Consider the following 19,508-nt stretch of genomic DNA (forward strand, 5'->3'; position numbering starts at 1 on the left):
TTACATTGGAGACATATTATTTCAACCCGGTTTCAACGTCAACCAAATGATCACACAGCAACGGGTGCCGGAATGTGCGCCTGAGGCGCATATCCCTCAACCGAAAAATCCTCGATCGCATAGTCGAAAATCGTTTCAGGCCTGCGAACGATCTCCATCCGCGCATCGCCGGACGGAACGCGCGAAAGCTGTTCTTCCACCAGCGGCGCGTGGTTGAGGTAAAGATGGGTATCGCCGCCCATCCAGACCACCTCCCCCGGCTCAAGATCGCATTGCTGCGCCAGCATGCGCGTCAGCAAGGCAAGGCTCCAGATATTGAAGGCAAAACCAAGTCCCAGGTCACACGAACGCTGGTAAAGCAGGCCCGACAGGCGATTTCCCGCGATATGGAACTGGTAGGTCTTGTGGCACGGCGGCAGGGCCATGGCGTCAAGCTCGGCCACGTTCCATCCCTCGATGATGTGCCTCCGGCTACCGGGATTCTCTCTCAGGCTTTCAACGACCTGGGCCACCTGATTGATCCCGGCGCCCCGGCGGAACGTTCCATCGCCCTGTGGCTCATAGCTTGGCCAATCGACCCACTGCTTGCCGTAGACCGGCCCCAGGTCACCCCATTCGGCGGCGAAAGCCGCATCCTCGACAATCCGGCGCGAGAAGTCCGGGCGCGAAATTTCGCTTCCGGTCGCCTTGCGATAGCGATCGAGCGGCCAGTCGGTCCAAATCTCAACGCCCTGGGCGCAAAGGCTGCGAATATTGGTATCACCGGTGAGAAACCACAGCAGCTCACGGCTCGCGGTTTTCCAGTAGACCCGCTTTGTGGTGAGCAGCGGCATCCGCCCTTCCGACAGGTCAAAGCGAATCTGTGCCCCGAAAATCGAACGTGTACCCACCCCGGTGCGGTCGATACGCTCGTCCCCATGCTCCCAGATGCGGCGCATCAGGTCGATATATTGCCATTCCCAATGATCGGGATTGGCCCGGAAGGCCGCAGAATCGGTATTTGGAAGGGTGATTGTCATTGTTCTTTCGTAGCGAGGCGATTGCATGCTTGCCACCCCGCGATTGCCTCTCTATAGGCGCGCTCCTGCCTCGCCCCTCCATGGGGTGAACGATCGGTCGGGGAATAGCTCAGCCTGGTAGAGCACTGTCTTCGGGAGGCAGGGGCCGGAGGTTCGAATCCTCTTTCCCCGACCACATCGTTTCCATCGCAACAATTTGTCATGGGGCTGCAATGCAGGCTTGCTAGCGCGCGGCTGCTCGCGCATTATGCTGCACTGCACAATTTCTTCTCCCCAGCAATTCGAGACACCCGTTACATGACCGAACCGCGCCTTCAGATGATGGAAGCGATTGCCCGCAAGCAGATTGTCGAAGCCGATTACAACGGGCAGCGCATCCGCCTTGCCCCGCACCTGCTGTTTGAGCGGCATGGTGACCTGTTCGTCAGCGCGCTGAACCTGGGCAAGACCTGGCGGAGCGATGAGGAACCGCGCCTTGGCCAGTTCAAGCTGGCTGGCCTCGGCAATCCCGCACTGCTGGATGAGCCCTTCGAGACCCTGCCCACCTTCGCGCCGCAGCCCCCGCGCGAAACGGATACCTTGCTGCTGGCCGTCTGACCGCTGCTCAGCCGCCGCGCAGCAGCTGGACGCCGTAATCGCGCTCGAACAGGTAGAGCAGCAGCCGCGCTGCTTCCCCGCGTTCACCGGTGAGTCCGCCGTCGCGCTCCATCAGCAGGCGCGCATCATCGTGGGCAAGCGGCAACAGGCGCTGGATCTGGTCGAGCTGCGCGACCCGAAAGGGCGTATCGCCCGATTGCCGTGTCCCCAGCAGCTCACCGCCGCCACGCAATTCAAGGTCTTCCTCGGCAATCCGGAAGCCATCCTGCGTTTCGCGCATCAGGGCGAGCCGCTTGCGCCCGGTTTCGGATAGCTCGTTACCGCGCAGCAGCAGGCACGTGCTCTTGCCTTCCCCTCGGCCCACCCGGCCGCGAAGCTGGTGAAGCTGGGCAAGCCCGAATCGCTCTGCCGCCTCGATGACCATCAGGGTTGCATTGGGAACATCGACACCAACCTCGATCACGGTGGTGGCCACCAGCACAGCGGCCTCACCCCGGGCGAAGCGTTCCATCGCCGCGTCCTTCACTTCCGGTCGCAACTGGCCATGAACGAGAACCACCTGTTCACCGAAGCGCAGCTTTAGCTCGGCAAAGCGCGCCTCGGCAGCGGCAAGATCGTCGGTCTCGCTTTCGCGCACCATGGGGCAGACCCAGTAGGCCTGCTGGCCCGTCTCGATATGCCGGGCGAGCGCACCGACAACGTCCTCCATCCGCTCGACCGCGACCACGCGCGTATCGATCGGCTGGCGGCCGGGTGGCATTTCGTCGAGCTTGCTGACGTCCATTTCCCCGTACTGCGCCAGCGTCAGCGTGCGCGGGATCGGGGTTGCCGTCATCGCCAGGCAATGCGGGGTCCGCTTGCCCTTCTGGTTGAGCATGAGGCGCTGCCCGACGCCAAAGCGGTGCTGCTCATCGATCACCACCAGGGCCAGGTTCTTATAGGATACCGCATCCTGGAAGATCGCATGGGTGCCAACGCAAATGGCGATCGAACCGTCAAGCAGTCCCATCAGGATCGATTCGCGCGTCCGGCCCTTGTCGCGTCCGGTGAACAGGGCGATGTTCACGCCCGTTGGCGCTGCCATGCGGCGGAGCGTTTCGAAATGCTGCCGGGCAAGGATTTCGGTGGGTGCAAGCAATGCAGCCTGAGCACCGGCCTCAACCGCAACCAGCATGGATTCGAGCGCCACCACCGTCTTGCCCGAACCGACATCGCCTTGCAGCAGCCTGAGCATGGGCGCGGCCTGGGCGAGATCGCCCTCGATTTCCTCAATCGCCCGGCGCTGGGCACCGGTCAGGGCAAAGGGCAGGTTTAATTTCGTCCGCAGCCGTCCGTCACCTGCCAGCGGCGTTCCCGTGCGCGCCCGGTTGGCATTGCGCACGAGCATCAGGGCAAGGCTGTTGGCGAGAAGCTCGTCATAGGCGAGCCGGTCCCGCGCGGCGGCGTGTTCACCCTTGTGCGCGAGGGACAGGGCATCGCGCCAGCCCGGCCACTGCATCCGGTCAAGCAGGCCAGGCTCGATCCATTCGGGCAGGTCCGGTGCATGGACGAGCGCCTGCTGCACCAGCCCGGCCACGCGCCCTTGGGTGAGGCCTTCGGACAGCGAATAGACCGGCTCGCACAGGGTTCCCAGCAGGGTGCCGCCATCGTCACTGACGTGATCGGGGTGGACGATCTGCAGTTGCTGGCCGAACTGATCCAGGCGCCCGGCAATCCATTTGCGCTCGCCAAGCGGCAGCTGCTTCTTTGCCCAGCCGGAATTGCGCCCGAAATAGGTGAGCGCGCAGGTATTTCCCGGCCCGTCGACCGCCACGACCCGGAAGGGCCCGCGCCCCGGCGGACTGCGATATTCGATGGGCGTCAACGCAACCACGACATTTTCGCCAACCGTGGCCTCGTCAAGGTCAGCCACCGCGCGCCGCATCACGAAGCGCTCGGGCAAGTGATAAGCCAGGTCGCGCAGCCGGGTCAGGCCCAGCTTTTCCAGCGGGCGCAGCAGGTTCGGCCCCACCCCTTTCAGGCTGGCAGTCTCGATGAACAGGGGGTTGAGCCGATCGGGGCGCATGCGATGCGTCATAGCCACCCGGATGGGCTTTTCGCCACCGACTTTTGCGCCGCCGGTTTGATGCCGCGCAATGATTGCGCCGGCATTCACGACGAGAATGGGGCAAATCAAAGGAGGACCCCATGCTGCTTTCCCATGGAACCGTGATCGTCCTTGTCGATGGGCGAGGTCTCGAACTGTATCGCAACGCCGGTGATGAAGCCGGGCCAGAGCTTGCGGCCATGCCGGCACCAAAGCTCGATAGCCGCAATCACAGCGGCGCAGGACATCATTCCAGCGCCGGCAATCATGCCGACAGCCAGGTCGGCGAGGATGCCCATGCCAATGCGGTTGCCCAGTGGCTCAATGCCGAGGTGCTTGGCCACCGGATCGAACAGCTTGTGGTCATCGCGCCGCCGCGCACGCTGGGCGAACTGCGACGCCATTTCCACAAGCAGACCGAGAAGGCGATTGCGAGGGAACTGGCGAAGGACCTGATGGGGGCAAAGCCGCCGCAGGTTCTTGCCGCCCTGCGCGAGGTGCACTGAGCAGTTGCCAGCCGCAGACCTCTCGCCTAGCGCAGCCGACATGGACCAAGCGAGCATTGACCCCGACCGCCTGAAGCGGCTGCGCTTTCGCGCATGGCATCGCGGCACGCGCGAGGCAGATTACATGATCGGCTGCTATTTCGACCGGTTCCATGCCGGATGGGACGAAGCAGCCGTGGAGTGGTTCGAAGCCCTGATCGAGGAAGAGGACGTCGACATCATGGGCTGGGCACTCGGCACGATTGCCGTGCCCGACCGGTTCGCCGGACCGCTGATGGATCGCATGTGCCAGCTGGATTACGTCGAAATCCCGCGCTGAGCGGGGCTATTGCGCGTCCACGATGTCGTAGACGACGACCCGGTCCCACAGGTGCCCGCAGGCATCGATGAAAGCCTTGTGCAACGGATGCGGCTGGTAATCGGCCTGGTCCTGCAGACTGTCGAAAGTCATCGATTCCGACACGTCCCACGAGTGATCAACCACCTCTCGCGCCTCGGTAGTGGCCGGGACGCCGATGTGCAGCGACTTGACTTGCGGGATGGCGCGAAGCGTTTCCAGTCCGGCAACCAGTTTGGCCCGGTCCTCGGCATTGCCGGGCCGCTTCAGCCAGAACAGGGCCATGTGCCGCAGGAACGGATTGTCGCTCATAGAATCTCCCCTTCGATGGCATGGGCCATGCCCGATCCGTCCGCCGGCAGCAATCGCCGCCGGGGGAGACTTTTGCCCCGCCGGGGGCTAGGAGCGCTTTCCCCCTGCCCCCGCATGCCCGAATCGGCACGCGGGGCGTTTGCTGTTGCGTGAACCGGTGCGTCTGACCATGCCTGACCTGAACAAGATCCTTTCCGCGAAGAGCCCGCTGACGCTCTCCTCGATCGCACGCGGGGCGCAGCCGCTGGTGCTTGCCGACCTGGCACGGGCCGCAAAGGGCCGCGCCGTGTTCATCGCGCCGGACGATGCCGCAATGCGCGCCATCGCCGATGCCGCAAGCTTCTTCGCGCCGGAGCTTCAGGTCATCGATTTCCCGGCCTGGGACTGCCTGCCCTATGACCGGGCAAGCCCTGCCCTGTCGATTTCCGCCCGCCGCCTTTCAGCCCTCTACAAGCTGCAGGCGAAGGCCAGTGGGCCGCAATTGCTCGTCACGACGGTAAACGCCGTACTGCAACGAGTGCTGACACCGTTCCGCATCCGGGAATCGGTACGCTTGCTCAAACCCGGCATGGAGATCGGCCGCGAGAGCCTGATCGCCCTGTTGCAGCGGCAGGGCTATTCGCGGACCGACACGGTTGCCGATGCCGGCGAATTCGCCGTGCGCGGTTCCATCTTCGATATCTATCCGTCCGGGCTCGACATGGGCCTCAGGCTCGACTTCTTCGGTGACGAGCTGGAAACCCTGCGCCTGTTCGACCCGAACACCCAGCGCTCGACGGGCGTGAGCGAGGAACACCTGCTGCTCCCGGCCAGCGAGGCACTGGTTGATGAAGCGAGCATAAAGCGCTTTCGCGCCGGATACCGGGACCTGTTCGGCGCGAATGCCACTTCGGACCCGCTCTATCAGGCGGTAAGCGACGGGCGCCGCCTTGCCGGAATGGAGCATTGGCTACCGCTTCTGGAAGAACGGATGGTCACGCTATTCGACCATCTCTCCGCCGACGACCTGGTACTTATCGACGCTGGCGCGATGGGCGCCGTGGATGAACGGCTGGCCGACATTGCCGACTATCATGTGGCCCGTTCCGACACCTCGGGCAAGGCACCCGGCTCCTACCGCCCGCTTGCGCCCTCCTCCCTTTACCTGATGCGTGCGGAACTGGACGAACGGCTGTCCGGCTGGCCGATCCATCGGACGGACATTTTCGCACAGCCCGAAGGGCCAACCACGGTCGATTTCGGTTTCTCCTCGGGCCGCGACTTTGCGCCTGAGCGGGCCCGTGGCGATAACGTCTATGAGGCTGCCGGCCGCTATCTCAACGGGCAGGCCGCACAGGGGCGCAAGGCGCTGATCGCCTGCTATTCAACCGGCAGCCGCGCCCGTATCGCCGCCATTCTCGGCGAAGCCGTGCGCCCTGCCCCCGTTCTGGCCGATAACTGGCAGGAAGCCCTTGGCCTTGCGGCCAAGGGCGTGTCCGTTGCGCTGGTCTTGCCGCTCGAAACCGGCTTCTCCAACCGTGACATTGAACTGGTAACCGAGCAGGACCTGCTTGGCGATCGCCTGGTCAGGCGCAAGAAACGGCGCAAGAGCGCCGACGCCTTCCTGGCGGAACTCTCGGCGCTGACGCCCGGCGACCTGGTGGTCCATATGGAGCACGGCATCGGTCGCTACGAGGGCCTCCAGTCGATCCCCGTCGGCCAGAGCCCGCACGATTGCGTGATGCTGGTCTACCACGGCGGCGACAAGCTCTATGTCCCGGTTGAGAACATCGACGTCCTTTCGCGCTATGGCAGCGAAAGCGAAGGCGTCGCGCTTGACCGGCTCGGCGGCGAAGCATGGCAGAAGCGACGCAGCCGCCTCAAGGAACGCATCCGCGAAATCGCGCATGAGCTGCTGCGCACCGCCGCACAGCGGGCCTTGCGCCAGGCCCCGGTGCTGGTTGCGGAACAGGCGGTCTACGACCAATTTGCCGAAGGCTTCCCCTGGCAGGAAACCGAGGATCAGGAAGCGGCTATCGAGGATGTCCTCACAGACCTTTCCGAAGGCAAGCCGATGGACCGCCTTGTCTGCGGCGATGTCGGTTTCGGGAAGACGGAGGTCGCCCTGCGCGCCGCTTTCGTTGCCGCCATGGCCGGCCAGCAGGTTGCCCTGATTGCGCCGACCACGCTGCTTGCCCGCCAGCATTATTCCGGCTTTGTCCAGCGCTTCAACGGCTTCCCCCTCAATATCGGCCGTCTGTCCCGCCTCGTGCCGGAAAAGGAAGCGGCCGCTACCCGTGCCGGACTGGCGGAGGGCACGATCGACATCGTCGTCGGCACCCATGCGCTCCTGTCGAAGAGCCTGACCTTCAAGCGGCTGGGCCTGGTGATCGTCGACGAGGAACAGCGGTTCGGCGTCAATCACAAGGAACGGCTGAAGACGCTGCGGACAAACGTGCACGTCCTCACCCTCACCGCCACGCCGATCCCGCGCACCCTGCAAATGGCAATGTCGGGCCTGCGCGAGCTTTCCACCATCCAGACCCCGCCGGTCGATCGCCTTGCCGTGCGCACCTACGTGATGGAATGGGACGACATGGTGATGCGCGAGGCGTTGCTGCGCGAACACCACCGCGGCGGGCAAAGCTTCATTGTCGTGCCGCGCATCGCCGACATGGCCGATGTCGAGGAGTGGCTGCGCAACACGGTGCCGGAAGTGCGCTTCGTCACCGCGCATGGGCAGATGAGCGCAAGCGAAGTGGAAGAGCGGATGAGCGCCTTCTACGAGAAGAAGTACGAAGTCCTGCTCTCGACCACGATTGTCGAAAGCGGCCTCGACATTCCCAGCGCCAACACGATCATCATCCACCGCGCCGACCGCTTCGGCCTTGCCCAGCTCTACCAGCTGCGCGGACGTGTCGGCCGCTCGAAGCTGCGCGCCTATGCCTACCTGACCACCCCTGCGGACCAGCAATTGTCCGAGGTCGCGGAGAAGCGGCTCAAGGTTCTGGGCGATCTCGACAGCCTGGGCGCGGGGTTCCAGCTCGCCAGCCACGATCTCGACATCCGCGGCGCCGGCAACCTGCTGGGCGACGAGCAATCGGGCCATATCCGCGAGGTCGGCTTCGAACTCTACCAGTCGATGCTGGAAGACGCGATCCTTGAGGCCAAGGCCGGCGCTTCGGGCCTTAAGCGCGAGACGAGCGGCCTCAGCCCGCAGATCACGGTCGATGCCCCGATCATGATCCCCGAGGAATATGTGCCGGACCTTGCCGTCCGCATGGCGCTCTATCGCCGCCTCAACGATGCCGAGAGCAATGACGAGATCGAGGGCCTCTCCGCGGAAATGATCGACCGTTTCGGCCCGCTGCCCAAGCCGACCGCAAACCTGGTCAAGCTGATCGAGGTGAAGCGCCAGGCCATCGTCGCGAACATCGCCAAGATCGATGTCGGCGCGAAGGGCTCGCTGGTCTCGTTCCACGACGACAGCTTCCCCGATCCGGCCGGACTTGTCGCCTATGCCCAGCGGCTGGAAGGAACCGTCAAGCTGAGGCCGGATAACAAGCTGGTCATCACCCGCACATGGGGCAATCCGGAAGCGCGGCTTAACGGGCTGTTCCAGTTGACCAAGGGACTGGCCTCGATCGCCCGCAAGGCAAAGGGTTAGACCACCTGCGCGTTCATACTTCCTTTGCCTCCGGCTGCTAATCGCACCCGGATTGCGGCATTGCCGCGCAGAGTGAGGGTTAACGCTTGGCCTCGAGCGCTATCGCGCTGGAACGGATCGCAGAACCGGCGGGGGCAAGATCGGCCGCTGGCGAAGGCCTGCGCCTGCGAACCCTTGCCCCGAAGGATTGCAGCCCGGCCGACTTGCACGCCTGGGCACAGCTTGCGCAGGACGGGAGCGAGCCCAATCCCTTCTTCGAGCACTGGTATCTTCTCCCGGCCCTGAAGGCGCTGGACAAGTCTGGCGCAGCACGCCTGCTGGTGCTGGAACAGGATGGCGGCTGGGCCGGCCTTCTGCCCATCGCTTCCCGCAAAAGCTATTACGGCAAGCCGATCAGGCACCTCGGCAGCTGGATGCACGCCAATTGCTTCCTTGGCGCGCCTCTCGTTGCGCGGGGACGCGAAGCTGCCTTCTGGCAGGCCCTGCTGGCCTGGGCCGATGGCAACGTGGAGGGACTGTTCCTTCACCTGCCGCAATTGCCGCTGGACGGCGCTCTGTTCGAGGCGCTTCGGCAGGTGCTGGCCGGCAAGGCGCGCCCTGCTGGCATCGTCATGCGCGAAGAGCGGGCTCTGCTGCAATCGGACCTTTCCCCCGAAGCCTATCTTGAGGCTTCGATGAGCGGCAAGAAGCGCAAGGAACTGCGCCGCCAGCACAACCGCCTCAGCGAGACAGGACGGGTCGAATTCGTCCGCGACGACTCCGATGCCGGACTCGATCAATGGACGGCGGACTTTCTGCGGCTGGAAAAGGCCGGCTGGAAAGGCCTTAACGGCTCGGCCCTTGCCTGCTCTGCCGATACCGAGGCCCTGTTCCGCGACAGTCTGGCAGGTGCGGCAGCTGCCGGACGGCTAGAGCGCCTGACCCTGCTGCTTGATGGCCAGCCCATCGCCATGCTCGCCAACTTCCTCACGGCCCCGGGCGCGTTTTCCTACAAGACGGCGTTCGACGAGGATTATGCCCGCTTCTCGCCGGGCGTCCTGCTCCAGCGGGAGAACCTGGCGCTGCTTGAGCGGGCGGGCATCGCATGGTGCGATTCGTGCGCTGCGCCCGATCACCCGATGATCGACCACATCTGGCGCGAACGGCGCGCCATCGGGTCGGTCTCCATCGCCATCGGCGGAAAGCTGCGCCGAGCCGCCTTTTGCCTGATCCTCAAAGCCGAACTGGGTCGCCGCCCTGACGGAGCCAGACTATGACCGTGTTTTCTCCCGAAGCCCGCAGCACGTTTGCCGCCAACTACCCCGAAGTGCCGCACAAGATTGCCCACGCGCTCGGCGATCACCCGCTGCTGAGTTTCGCCGCACTCGCCGATCTCGCGGAAGCGCTTCCCGCCACTTCGATCGAATACAATTACGCCGACCTGCCGATCGGCATCGACGGCAAGCCCGATCCGTCCGCGCTTTCCATCGGCGAAACGATCCGGAATATCGAAAGCAGCGGCTCATGGGCGGCGATCAAGAACATCGAACAGGTTCCTGCCTACGCCGATCTGCTGAACTCCCTGCTCGCCGAACTCCGCCCGGAAATCGAGGCCAAGACCGGACGCATGATGAAGCTTCAGGGCTTTGTCTTCGTCACCTCGCCCGGCGGTGTCACGCCTTATCACTTCGATCCTGAGCACAATATCCTGCTGCAGATCCGCGGTTCGAAGGTCATGACCCAATTCCCCGCCGGCGATCCCCGCTTCGCGCCGGATGAGGTGCATGAAGGCTATCACACCGGTGGCGCGCGCGAGCTGAAATGGCGCGACGAGCTGCTTTCCGGCGGGACAGAGTTTCCGCTCGATCCCGGCGAAGCCCTCTTCGTCCCCGTCATGGCGCCGCACTTCGTCAAGACCGGACCGCAGAGCTCGGTCTCGCTCTCGATCACCTGGCGCTCGGACTGGTCCTTTGCCGAAGCTGATGCCCGCGCCTTCAATTCGGTGCTGCGGCGGATCGGCTTCAGGCCGGCGAGCACCGGACGGTGGCCCGCGACCAATAAGGCCAAGGCGCTTGGCTGGCGGGTGCTGCGCCGGTTCCGGAGCCAACCGCAAGGTTGACGGCGCCGGGCGCAGCGGCAAAGGGCGTGGGCATGACCGACGCCCCTCGTCCCGACGACCTCGTGTCCGAACTCCTCCACCTGCTTAACGTCGAGCAGGTCGGCGAAGACGCATTCCGTGGCCGTCGCAAGGTGGGCGGCATCGGGCGCGTATTCGGCGGACAGGTCATCGCCCAGGCCCTTGCCTCCGCAGAGCGCACCGTTGCCCCCGATCGCGAGGTTCACTCGCTCCATGCCTATTTTCTGCGCGGCGGCAGCGAGGATCACGAGATAGACTTCACCATCGATCGCGACTTCGATGGCGGCAGCTTTTCAAACCGTCGCGTCGTCGCCAGCCAGCAGGGCACGCCGATCCTCAACCTCACGGCATCGTTCCACAAGCGCGAGCCCGGTGTCGGCCATGCCGAGGGCATGCCGCAGGTGCCCCAGCCCGAGGACCTGCTGAGCGAAGGCGAACTGCGGGAAAAGTACATTCACCTTGTGCCCGAGAACATGCGCGATTTTGTGCTGAAGTTCCGGGCGCTGGAAGTGAAGCCGGTCGATCCGGCGGCGTGGGCCGGAATGAAGGGTGGCGCACCGCGGCTCGATACCTGGTTCCGCGCGCCCGCCCGGTTGCCCGATGATCCGCACATCCACCGGGCGATCCTCGCCTATGCCAGCGACTATACCTTGCTTGGCACCTGTACCGTCCCGCACCGGCTTAGCTGGATGACGGGCGAGGTACAGGGTGCGAGCCTGGATCACGCCATCTGGTTCCATGACGATTTCCGGGTGGATGACTGGCTGCTTTACTCCACCGACAGTCCCTGGGCCGGACGTGCGCGCGGCTTCAACCGCGGCCGCATTTACACCCGCGACGGCCGGCTGGTCGCGGAAACCGCTCAGGAAGGCCTGATCAGAGTCAAGCCGAAGGGCTGACCATCAACCTTCGTGCCGGGGCAGTGGCTGGCCGCGCACGTGCGTGACCATGTCCCACACGGCGATGAACAGCGCGGCGATGATCGGGCCGATGATGAAGCCGGTAATGCCGAACAGTTCCAGACCTGCCACCGTCGCGATGAGGACGACGAAGTCCGGCAGCTTGGTATCCTTGCCGACAAGGATCGGGCGCAGCAGGTTATCGATCAGGCCAATGACGAAAAGGCCGCAGAAAACCAGTATTGCGCCTTCCCAGACAGACCCGGTGATCAACAGGTAAACCGCGACAGGCACCCAGACGAGGCCCGTGCCAACGGCCGGGATCAGCGACAGGAAGCCCATCAGCAGGCCCCACAGGAGTGCGCCCTCCACGCCCAGCATCCAGAAGATCAGGCCGCCGACCAGCCCCTGCATGACGGCTACGGCAACCGTGCCCTTCATCGTGGCGCGAATGACGGCGAGGAACTTGTCGATCAGCCGGTCACGCAGTTGCGGGCGGATCGGCAGGGCCGTGCGGAAGCGGTCTTCCAGCTCGTTCCCGTCGCGCAGCAGGAAGAACGTGAGATAGAGCATGACGCCGAGCGCGGCGATGAACGACAAGGCCCCCTGCCCTACGTTCAACGCCTGTCCGGCCACGGCCTGCAACCCGTTCTTGAGGCCGGGGGCGAGCGCCCCGCGCATCTGGTTGGGATCACCAATTCCATAGTCCTGGGCAATGCCGCGCAGCGATTGCGGCAAGGCATCGACCGCATTGTTCATGATCCGGCCGATGTCGATGTCACCGCTCTGGATCCGGGCATAGATGGCGCTGGCCTCCTGCACCAGGCTGGCGCCCAGCAATACGGCCGGAAGGATGACCACTGCGACGATCAGGAACAGCGTGATCCCGGCGGCCGTTCCCTTCCTCCCGCCCAGGGCGGCAACGAGGCGCAAGTGGAGCGGACGGAACAGGATTGCCGCGACAAGGCCCCACAGGATCGCGCCGAAATAGGGCAGCAGCATCCAGCCGAACAGCACCGTGACAAAGACGACGAGCGCGGCAAAGCCAACGTCTTCAAGCGTCCAGCCGTGCAAGTGCCTGTCTTTCATTCGCTTCCCTCCTGTTGCCGTCTGCGCTCAGCCGCCGGGATGATAGAAGTCATAGACCGCCTGCGCTACTGCCGCACTAACGCCCGGCGCGCGCTTCAGGTCGTCGAGCGCCGCCGCGCGCACCTTGCTGGCCGTGCCGAAATGCAGCAGCAGCGCACGTTTGCGCGCCGGTCCGATGCCGGGAATCTCGTCGAGCGGTGATGCGGTGATCGCCCGGCTGCGCTTTTCGCGGTGTGCACCGATGGCAAAGCGGTGCACTTCATCGCGCAGGCGCTGCAGGTGAAACAGCAGCGGCGAGTTTTCCGGCAGCATCTTTTCCCGACCGTCGGGGAAATGGAACACTTCGCGTCCCTCGCGACCATGATGCGGTCCTTTGGCGATGGCGATCAGGGGAACATCCTCGATCCCCATGTCCTCCAGCGTGTCGCGTGCCGCACTCATCTGCCCCTTGCCGCCGTCGATTAGCACTAGGTCCGGCCACATTCCGCCATCCCGGTCGGGATCTTCATCCTGCACGCGGGCAAAGCGGCGCTGGAATACCTCGCGCATCATCGCGAAATCGTCATTGGTCTGGGCGCTACGGATGTTCCATTTGCGGTACTGGCCCTTGATGAAACCTTCCGGCCCGGCAACGATCATCGCGCCGAGCGCCTGCGCGCCCTGTATGTGGCTGTTGTCGTAAACCTCGATCCGTTGCGGCGGTTCGGGCAATTCCAGGAATTCGGCCAGTTCCCGATTGAGCTTTGCTTTGGTCCCGCTTTCGGCCAGGCGCCTGTCCAGCGCTTCGACAGCGTTGCGCCGGGCCTGGTCAAGCAGACGCCGCCGGTCCCCCCGCTGCGGCACGGAAATCTCCACCTTGCCTCCAGCCCCTTCGCGGAACGCCTCCGCCAGCAGATCGGCCTCCGGGATCGGGCGATCGACGAGGATGCAGCGGGGGGGCGGCACTTCCTCGTAAAACTGGGCCATGAAGCTTTGCAGCACCTCTTCCTCGCTCAGACCCTCGGTATGGCTCGGGAAGAAGGCGCGGTGGCCCCAGTTCTGGCCGCCGCGAATGAAGAACGCCTGGATGCCGACATTGCCGCCCTTGCTGGCCAGCGCAAAGATGTCGGCATTGCCGAGGCCCTCCGCGTTGATCGCCTGGCTGCCCTGGATGAAAGTGGCGGCGCGCAGCCGGTCGCGGAGCATGGCGGCGCGTTCGAAGTCCAGAGCCTCGGCGGCCTTGGCCATCTGCGCCTCGATCTTGCGTTGGACGGCAGAGCTTTTGCCGCCGAGGAAATCCTTGGCCTCGCCGACCAGTTCGGCATAGCCAGCAGAATCGATGCGGCCGACGCATGGGGCCGAGCAGCGCTTGATCTGGTAAAGCAGGCACGGACGATCGCGCCGGGAAAAGAAGCTGTCCGTACAGCTTCTTAGAAGGAACAATTTCTGCAACGCGTTAATCGTGGTGTTGACCGATCCGGCGCTTGCAAATGGCCCGTAATAGTTACCTGCCGCGCGACGCGCGCCACGATGCTTCATGATGCGCGGAAACTCATGGTCGGAACGAAGCAGGATGAAGGGAAAGCTTTTGTCGTCGCGCAGCAGCACGTTGTAGGGCGGGCGGAAGCGCTTGATCAATTGCGCTTCCAGCAGCAGCGCCTCTGCCTCGCTGTTGGTCGTGACGATGGTCATCGACCGGGTCTGCGCGACCATGCGCTGCAGCCTCAACGGCAGGCGATCGACCTGCGTGTAATTGGCGACCCGGTTCTTGAGCGCCCGCGCCTTGCCAACGTAGAGCACGTCGCCCCGGGCATCCTGCATCCGGTAGACGCCCGGCCGTGGCGGCAAGGTTGCCTGCACCTCGCGGATAGCGGCGACGCCGGCCTCGAGATCGGGCCGGCTACCCTTCATCGTGAAGGTCGCCCGCTCCTCGTTGAAGCGTTCGGACGACTGCCGGTCAGGGGGGACAGCATTCTTGCGGGCCATGAGGCGCAGATAGGGCCTTCGCCCGTCGCTGGCAAAGGGATCAGAAGCGCTTCGAGATATCGAGCCCGATGAAACGTCCCGTGGGGTCCAGCAGGTCGGGCTGATAGCCGATCGGCACGGTGCCGCTGCTATCAGTCACCTTCTGGCGCGAATCGAACAGGTTGTTGACCACCATGGCTACGCGGACACCCTTCAGGACCTTGCTGTCCTTCGCCAGCCACTTGGCAACATCCATGTTGACGAACAGGCGCATGTTGACCTTGGTCAGGCTGCCGAAACGAAGGTCGGTCGTGCCGTCGATGCGCGTCGGGGCCGTATAATTGCCGTTCAGGCGCAGGCCGACACCGCGATAGAAAAATCCGCCGTCCAGTTCCAGCGTGTGCCGGGCCACGCCGCCGCCGCTGAGTGCATCGCCATTCAGCAGGTCAAGCACCGGTCCGCCAGCGGCGACCGTAACCCGGTTGCGGAACTGGACCGTGTGGAACAGGGCCAGGTTCCAGCGCCCGACGCCATTGGCGTTCATCGGCCCCATCATCGGCGGGCCGCCGCGTCCGCCGCCGCCCATCCGCCCGCCGGGGCCGCCCTGGGGACGACCCATGCCGCCGGGCCCACCCGCAGCAGCACCAGCCGGCGCCTTGCCGATCGGGCCGTTTACATTGACGCCCCAGCGCAGGCGCGAGGCCTGTTCGTTGAAGAAGTTCACCGGTCGGCGGTCAATGGCCGTCAGCTTCCCGTTTATGCGGGTCACGCGCCCCGGGAAGGCCGCCTCGATCGCCTGCGTCAGGACAGGAAAAGACGCTGTGACATTGTCCGAATTGTTGCGGAAGTATTCGGCCATGATCATCGTGTTCTTCACGAAGGGCAATTGCCAGTTGGCACCGAACTTCAGGTCGCGGTCGGTTCCCTTGACCAGTCCCGGATTGCCGCCAGTCGTTACGGTGACCAGTACGGTTTCCGCCCGCTCGAAATCGAAGACCGGGACGTTGAACGATTGCACCACCGGGTTGCCAAGTTCGGCCAGCGAAGGTGCGCGCTGGTTGACGATATAGCTGGCCTGCAGGTTCAGCTTCTCGGTCGGCCCCCAGTTGAGGCCGGCGCTCCAGTCGGAAAGCGAGCCGAAGTCGGACAGATGGTTGTAGCCGGCGCTGAAGTTGAGCGAGAGATTGCCGATGGCCTCGAGGAAGCCCTCGCGCCTGCTTGCGATGGGAATACCGATGTTGACCCCGACAGAGGCATCGTCACGCTTGAGCGAGAAGCGACCAAGCGCGGTGCGCGAGTCCTCGCTGGTGATCGCGGTATGGGCAAAGCCGCCCTTGATTGTCGAAGTCACCTCACCGCCCGGCAGGCGCAGCGGCCGGCCGATAACGGTAACCAGGCTGGCCACCGAATTGCTGGCAGTCCACGCACGGTCGAAGCCCAGCGATGCCTGGGGGGGTATCGGACCGGTGATCGGCAGCGTTCCGGCTGCCGCGGCGGCGGTGAGAGTCGCGGTGCCCGCCCGGCGCTCGAGGCGCGTGTCGCTTTCCGTCCGGCTGGCATCGACCGTTGCCGAGAGCAGCCACTCTCCGAATGGCTTGTTGAAGCCGGCACCGCCCTGATAGCTGACGGTCTGGTTCGACCGTTCAAGCGGATCGCCAAAGGTGCGCAGGGCGCTGGCCCCGCCAGGTGCGATCAGCGTGACCGAATTAAGCCCCTGGAGCGAATTGGTGTTCGCCCGCGAAATCGTGCCGTTCAGTGTGATGGAGCCGCCAAGGCCACCCTTGCCGAGTCCCTTGGTCCAGGTGGCGTTAAGCGAGGTATTGGTGCGATCGGAAATCAGCGTGCGGGCACCGGCGGGATCGGGATCGCCCGGCACGGATGAAAGGCTGCCCGTGGCCTGGATCACGCCGCGTTCGGCTTCGGTAAGCGGCGTGGTCCGTTCCCGCGCCGCAGTCAGGTTCAGGCGACTGCCCTTGTTGACCGAGAACAGGCTCAATTCCTGCTCTGCCGTTGTCGAGCCACCCCGATCCGGACCGCCATATTCGATATCGACGGTGCGCTGGGCGAAACTGTCCTTCAGGATCATGTTCACCACGCGCGCGTTCGGCGGATAGCCGAAGCGCAATGCCACTTCCTCAGGCAGGATCTCCATCCGCCGGATCGCCTCGGTGGGCATATCGCGCATTTCGCGGAAACTGGTGATCCGCTGCCCGTTGATCAGCGTGATCGGCGGGCCGCCGCCGCCCCGCCCGCGCCCGGAACCCGTCTGCGGAGCCAGCGAGGCAAGAAGGTCTGAGACCGAATTTGCACCGTAGGACGTGATTGCCTTTTCATCGAGCACCTCGATCGCCTTCTGCGGCACGTCGAGCTGGCCGGGAATGCGTTCTGCAACGACGACGATCTCGCCGGAGGTGTCCACGGCCTCCTCTGTTTCGGCCGAAGCGCCCGTCGGAGCTTCCTGCTCCGCAGGCGTTGCGTTCTGCGCGATGGAAGGCGTTGCCCAGAGCAGGGCGACGGAAGAAAGGTAAGCTGCGGGGAGGAGCGGATTCATAGCGATGCAGTCCTGCCTCGCACCATGATTGCAGGCAAGTAGAGCAGGGTAATAAATTGTCGCTGTTGCGAAACAATCTCACCAAGACTGCGCTCTTCCCTTTTTGCCCTCGCCCCGCTATGGCGCGCCGCAATCAGGAACAACCACGACGGATACGGATCGCCGATGGCGAAAGAAGAACTTCTCGAAATGCGCGGCACGGTGGTCGAACTGCTGCCCAATGCCATGTTCCGCGTCCGCCTGGAAAACGATCACGAGATTCTGGGCCACACCGCCGGCAAGATGCGCAAGAACCGCATTCGCGTGCTGGTTGGCGACGAAGTCCTCGTCGAACTTACGCCCTATGACCTGACCAAGGGCCGCATCACTTACCGCTTCATGCCCGGCCGCGGCGGTCCCGGCCAGTTCTGACCTGCCGGGTGGCCAACCCCGCCCTCATCCTCGCTTCTGCCTCCCCGCGCCGGCGTGAGCTGATTGCCAGGCTTGGCGTGGAACCGCAGGCCATTGCCGCGGCAGATATCGACGAAACACCGCACAAGAACGAACAGCCGCGTGCCTATGCCCAGCGCATGGCCCGCGAAAAGGCTGCGGCCGTACGGTCGGACCATGCTCATGTGCTGGCCGGCGATACGGTGGTCTGCTGCGGCAGGCGCATCCTGCCCAAGGCCGAAGACGAGGCGACCGCAAGGGCCTGTCTGGCTCTGCTTTCCGGCCGCCGCCATCGGGTCCTTTCGGCAGTGGCCTTGGCAAGCCCCGACGGTACGGTGCGGGAAAGGCTCAGCGAAACGATCGTCCGCTTCAAACGGCTCGATGCTCTCGAAATCGAAGCCTACATCGCCGGGGGCGAATGGCACGGCAAGGCGGGGGGCTATGCCATCCAGGGCGCGGCGGAAGGCCTGATAACCTGGATATCGGGCAGCCATTCGGGCGTAGTCGGCCTGCCCCTGTTCGAAACCAGAGCCCTGCTGAAGGCGGCCGGCTTTGTCATCGGCTGAACCGAAGGACGGCTGGCTCGTCGAAGAGGGCATTGCCGAGCATCGCGCCCTGCTTTTGCGGTCTGGCACGGTCGTGGCGGCCCAGATCGAATGGCCGGGCCGCCTGCTGGCCGGAGAGATTGCCGAGGCGCGGCTTGTCTCGAAGTCCGCAGGAGCGACGCGGGGAACCGCTCTTTTCCCCGGTGGTGAGGAAGCACTGGTCGATCGCCTGCCCCCGGCGGCGAAGGAAGGCGCGCTCATCCGGCTGGAGGTGGTTCGCCCAGCGCTATCGGAAACCGGCCGGTTCAAGCTCGCCCGTGCCCGCCCGACAAATGAGGCCGTGTGCCCTGCGCCGAAACTGGCGCGGCGACTGTCAGCACGCGTCGTCCGCGCTTTCGAACCCGGCCTGTGGGAAGAGGTCTGGTCGGAAGCCTGGGAAGGCCGCTTCGATTTCGATGGCGGATCGCTGATCATTTCGCCCACGCCGGCAATGACGGTGGTCGATATCGATGGCTCGCTGCCCATACCCCTTCTGGCGCGCGCTGCGGCAAAGGCGTTGTGCGCCGCAATTCCCCGTTTCAACCTGGGCGGATCGCTGGCCGCCGATTTCCCGACGCTTGAGCGCAAGGAAGATCGCAAGGCAGTCGACGCGCTGATTGTCGATGGCCTGCAAGGCTGGCCGCATGAACGGACGGCAATGAACGGTTTCGGACTGGTGCAGATCGTCAGCCGCCTCGCTGCACCGTCGCTCATTGGCCTCCTGGCGAACGACCGGGCCGGCAGTGCGGCACGCGCCCTGCTGCGGCAGGCGGAGAGAATCACCGATCCGGGGCAACTCATGCTGACGTGCAACCCGAGTGTGAGGGCCGCTATCCGGCAGGACTGGATCGACGAACTGGCACGGCGCTCGGGCAAGGTCATCCAATGGTCGATGGATCCCGGCCTTGCACTTGAGGGCGGATTCGCGCAGGCGGTGCCATCATGACCGCACCCAAGCGAAAATGCCCGATTTGCGGGAAGCCCCGCAGCGAATCCCATGCGCCTTTCTGCTCCACCCGCTGCCGCGACCGCGACCTCGTGAAGTGGCTGGACGATGGCTATGCCCTTCCCGGACCGCCCGCATCCGGGAATAGTGACGACGAGGCCTGATTTCACTCTTGCCAAGCCGGCGCGCCTTCGCCATAGGCGCGCTTCCAACCGCTCGCCGGCCCTTAACTGGACCGTCGCCGTAGCGCTGCCCGGGTAGCTCAGTTGGTAGAGCACATGACTGAAAATCATGGTGTCGGCGGTTCGATTCCGTCCCCGGGCACCACTGCGTCCTGATCAGGGACGCCTTCCCCGCCAAAATCCCGCCCCTCTGGCCAAACGAGCGTTTGACGATGCTTGCGTAGTCACACTAGGTAACATCCCTTGCGTAATTTTACCGGGGGAG

General features: G+C 64.4%; 17 protein-coding genes and 2 tRNA genes. 13 read left to right on the top strand and 6 right to left on the bottom strand.

From position 1 onward, the window contains the following. Window positions 1–50 precede the first annotated feature (50 nt). Window positions 51–1,019 carry a thymidylate synthase gene (thyA, locus tag C0V78_RS03425; RefSeq protein ID WP_101796440.1) on the bottom strand — a complete coding sequence of 323 codons (969 nt, stop codon included), beginning with the start codon at window positions 1,017–1,019 and terminating at the stop codon, window positions 51–53. A 98-nt stretch (window positions 1,020–1,117) separates the two neighbouring features. Between thyA and C0V78_RS03430 the strand changes: the two genes are divergently transcribed. Both C0V78_RS03430 and C0V78_RS03435 read left to right on the top strand, forming a co-directional pair. Next, window positions 1,118–1,194: transfer RNA gene (locus tag C0V78_RS03430), tRNA-Pro, on the top strand. A 122-nt stretch (window positions 1,195–1,316) separates the two neighbouring features. Next, complete coding sequence (locus C0V78_RS03435) at window positions 1,317–1,616, top strand: hypothetical protein (protein WP_101796441.1); 300 nt, start codon at window positions 1,317–1,319, stop codon at window positions 1,614–1,616. A gap of 7 nt (window positions 1,617–1,623) precedes the next feature. On the opposite strand, the gene recG is transcribed toward C0V78_RS03435, so the two are convergent. After that, complete coding sequence (gene recG / locus C0V78_RS03440) at window positions 1,624–3,681, bottom strand: ATP-dependent DNA helicase RecG (protein ID WP_101798173.1); 2,058 nt, start codon at window positions 3,679–3,681, stop codon at window positions 1,624–1,626. Between the two features lie 122 nt (window positions 3,682–3,803). Between recG and C0V78_RS03445 the strand changes: the two genes are divergently transcribed. Beyond that, window positions 3,804–4,208, top strand: a complete 405-nt coding sequence (locus tag C0V78_RS03445; protein WP_101796442.1) for a host attachment protein — start codon at window positions 3,804–3,806, stop codon at window positions 4,206–4,208. Between the two features lie 40 nt (window positions 4,209–4,248). Then, a complete protein-coding gene (locus C0V78_RS03450; protein WP_101796443.1) occupies window positions 4,249–4,527 on the top strand; it encodes a succinate dehydrogenase assembly factor 2 in 279 nt (92 codons plus the stop codon). Between the two features lie 6 nt (window positions 4,528–4,533). On the opposite strand, the gene C0V78_RS03455 is transcribed toward C0V78_RS03450, so the two are convergent. Beyond that, entirely contained in the window at window positions 4,534–4,857 is a 324-nt protein-coding gene (locus tag C0V78_RS03455; protein WP_101796444.1) for a Dabb family protein, read from the bottom strand. A gap of 169 nt (window positions 4,858–5,026) precedes the next feature. Here C0V78_RS03455 and mfd point away from each other — a divergent pair, with 169 nt between their 5' ends. The 4 genes from mfd (at window position 5,027) to C0V78_RS03475 (ending at window position 11,518) form a co-directional block, all read left to right on the top strand. Next, entirely contained in the window at window positions 5,027–8,503 is a 3,477-nt protein-coding gene (gene mfd, locus C0V78_RS03460; RefSeq protein WP_101796445.1) for a transcription-repair coupling factor, read from the top strand. Window positions 8,504–8,589: 86 nt separating this feature from the next. Further along, window positions 8,590–9,759, top strand: coding sequence for a GNAT family N-acetyltransferase (locus tag C0V78_RS03465; RefSeq protein WP_254049804.1), 1,170 nt, complete (start codon window positions 8,590–8,592; stop codon window positions 9,757–9,759). Continuing rightward, complete coding sequence (locus C0V78_RS03470) at window positions 9,756–10,601, top strand: transcriptional regulator (RefSeq protein WP_101796446.1); 846 nt, start codon at window positions 9,756–9,758, stop codon at window positions 10,599–10,601. Before C0V78_RS03465 ends, C0V78_RS03470 begins: the two co-directional genes overlap by 4 nt. 32 nt (window positions 10,602–10,633) lie before the next feature. Beyond that, window positions 10,634–11,518 (top strand): acyl-CoA thioesterase II, encoded by an 885-nt coding sequence (locus C0V78_RS03475; RefSeq protein ID WP_101798175.1) that lies wholly within the window; start codon window positions 10,634–10,636, stop codon window positions 11,516–11,518. A gap of 3 nt (window positions 11,519–11,521) precedes the next feature. Here C0V78_RS03475 and C0V78_RS03480 read toward each other — a convergent pair whose 3' ends face one another. The 3 genes from C0V78_RS03480 to C0V78_RS03490 are packed head-to-tail and all read right to left on the bottom strand — an operon-like array spanning window position 11,522 to window position 17,102. Next, window positions 11,522–12,607, bottom strand: coding sequence for an AI-2E family transporter (locus C0V78_RS03480; protein ID WP_101796447.1), 1,086 nt, complete (start codon window positions 12,605–12,607; stop codon window positions 11,522–11,524). A 27-nt stretch (window positions 12,608–12,634) separates the two neighbouring features. After that, the gene (gene uvrC / locus C0V78_RS03485) at window positions 12,635–14,572 is read right to left on the bottom strand and encodes an excinuclease ABC subunit UvrC (protein WP_101796448.1); all 1,938 of its coding nucleotides are present in this window, start codon (window positions 14,570–14,572) and stop codon (window positions 12,635–12,637) included. A gap of 40 nt (window positions 14,573–14,612) precedes the next feature. Next, window positions 14,613–17,102: a TonB-dependent receptor gene (locus C0V78_RS03490; RefSeq protein WP_101796449.1), complete on the bottom strand. Its 2,490-nt coding sequence runs from the start codon at window positions 17,100–17,102 to the stop codon at window positions 14,613–14,615. Window positions 17,103–17,267: 165 nt separating this feature from the next. Here C0V78_RS03490 and infA point away from each other — a divergent pair, with 165 nt between their 5' ends. The 5 genes from infA to C0V78_RS03515 all read left to right on the top strand — a co-directional run bounded on the left by infA (window position 17,268) and on the right by C0V78_RS03515 (window position 19,388). Continuing rightward, on the top strand, window positions 17,268–17,513 hold the full coding sequence (infA, locus tag C0V78_RS03495) for a translation initiation factor IF-1 (protein WP_068073902.1): 246 nt from the start codon (window positions 17,268–17,270) through the stop codon (window positions 17,511–17,513). Between the two features lie 8 nt (window positions 17,514–17,521). Further along, a complete protein-coding gene (locus tag C0V78_RS03500) occupies window positions 17,522–18,097 on the top strand; it encodes a nucleoside triphosphate pyrophosphatase (RefSeq protein WP_101796450.1) in 576 nt (191 codons plus the stop codon). Then, window positions 18,084–19,061 carry a ribonuclease gene (locus C0V78_RS03505; protein WP_101796451.1) on the top strand — a complete coding sequence of 326 codons (978 nt, stop codon included), beginning with the start codon at window positions 18,084–18,086 and terminating at the stop codon, window positions 19,059–19,061. The genes C0V78_RS03500 and C0V78_RS03505 overlap by 14 nt, the downstream gene beginning before the upstream one ends. Further along, window positions 19,058–19,225 carry a DNA gyrase inhibitor YacG gene (yacG, locus tag C0V78_RS03510; protein WP_101796452.1) on the top strand — a complete coding sequence of 56 codons (168 nt, stop codon included), beginning with the start codon at window positions 19,058–19,060 and terminating at the stop codon, window positions 19,223–19,225. Before C0V78_RS03505 ends, yacG begins: the two co-directional genes overlap by 4 nt. 87 nt (window positions 19,226–19,312) lie before the next feature. Continuing rightward, a tRNA-Phe gene (locus C0V78_RS03515) sits at window positions 19,313–19,388 on the top strand. The last annotated feature ends 120 nt before the right edge of the window (window positions 19,389–19,508 follow it).

The sequence above is a fragment of the Novosphingobium sp. TH158 genome (assembly GCF_002855555.1).
Taxonomy (GTDB): domain Bacteria; phylum Pseudomonadota; class Alphaproteobacteria; order Sphingomonadales; family Sphingomonadaceae; genus Novosphingobium.

Excerpts from the sequence above, each read along its gene's own strand:
- C0V78_RS03435 (WP_101796441.1), top strand. The coding sequence starts at position 1,317 with ATGACCGAACCGCGCCTTCAGATGATGGAAGCGATTGCCCGCAAGCAG.
- uvrC (WP_101796448.1), bottom strand. The coding sequence starts at position 14,572 with ATGGCCCGCAAGAATGCTGTCCCCCCTGACCGGCAGTCGTCCGAACGC.
- C0V78_RS03475 (WP_101798175.1), top strand. The coding sequence starts at position 10,634 with ATGACCGACGCCCCTCGTCCCGACGACCTCGTGTCCGAACTCCTCCAC.
- yacG (WP_101796452.1), top strand. The coding sequence starts at position 19,058 with ATGACCGCACCCAAGCGAAAATGCCCGATTTGCGGGAAGCCCCGCAGC.
- recG (WP_101798173.1), bottom strand. The coding sequence starts at position 3,681 with ATGCGCCCCGATCGGCTCAACCCCCTGTTCATCGAGACTGCCAGCCTG.
- mfd (WP_101796445.1), top strand. The coding sequence starts at position 5,027 with ATGCCTGACCTGAACAAGATCCTTTCCGCGAAGAGCCCGCTGACGCTC.
- infA (WP_068073902.1), top strand. The coding sequence starts at position 17,268 with ATGGCGAAAGAAGAACTTCTCGAAATGCGCGGCACGGTGGTCGAACTG.
- C0V78_RS03445 (WP_101796442.1), top strand. The coding sequence starts at position 3,804 with ATGCTGCTTTCCCATGGAACCGTGATCGTCCTTGTCGATGGGCGAGGT.
- C0V78_RS03470 (WP_101796446.1), top strand. The coding sequence starts at position 9,756 with ATGACCGTGTTTTCTCCCGAAGCCCGCAGCACGTTTGCCGCCAACTAC.
- C0V78_RS03450 (WP_101796443.1), top strand. The coding sequence starts at position 4,249 with ATGGACCAAGCGAGCATTGACCCCGACCGCCTGAAGCGGCTGCGCTTT.
- thyA (WP_101796440.1), bottom strand. The coding sequence starts at position 1,019 with ATGACAATCACCCTTCCAAATACCGATTCTGCGGCCTTCCGGGCCAAT.
- C0V78_RS03480 (WP_101796447.1), bottom strand. The coding sequence starts at position 12,607 with ATGAAAGACAGGCACTTGCACGGCTGGACGCTTGAAGACGTTGGCTTT.
- C0V78_RS03455 (WP_101796444.1), bottom strand. The coding sequence starts at position 4,857 with ATGAGCGACAATCCGTTCCTGCGGCACATGGCCCTGTTCTGGCTGAAG.
- C0V78_RS03490 (WP_101796449.1), bottom strand. The coding sequence starts at position 17,102 with ATGAATCCGCTCCTCCCCGCAGCTTACCTTTCTTCCGTCGCCCTGCTC.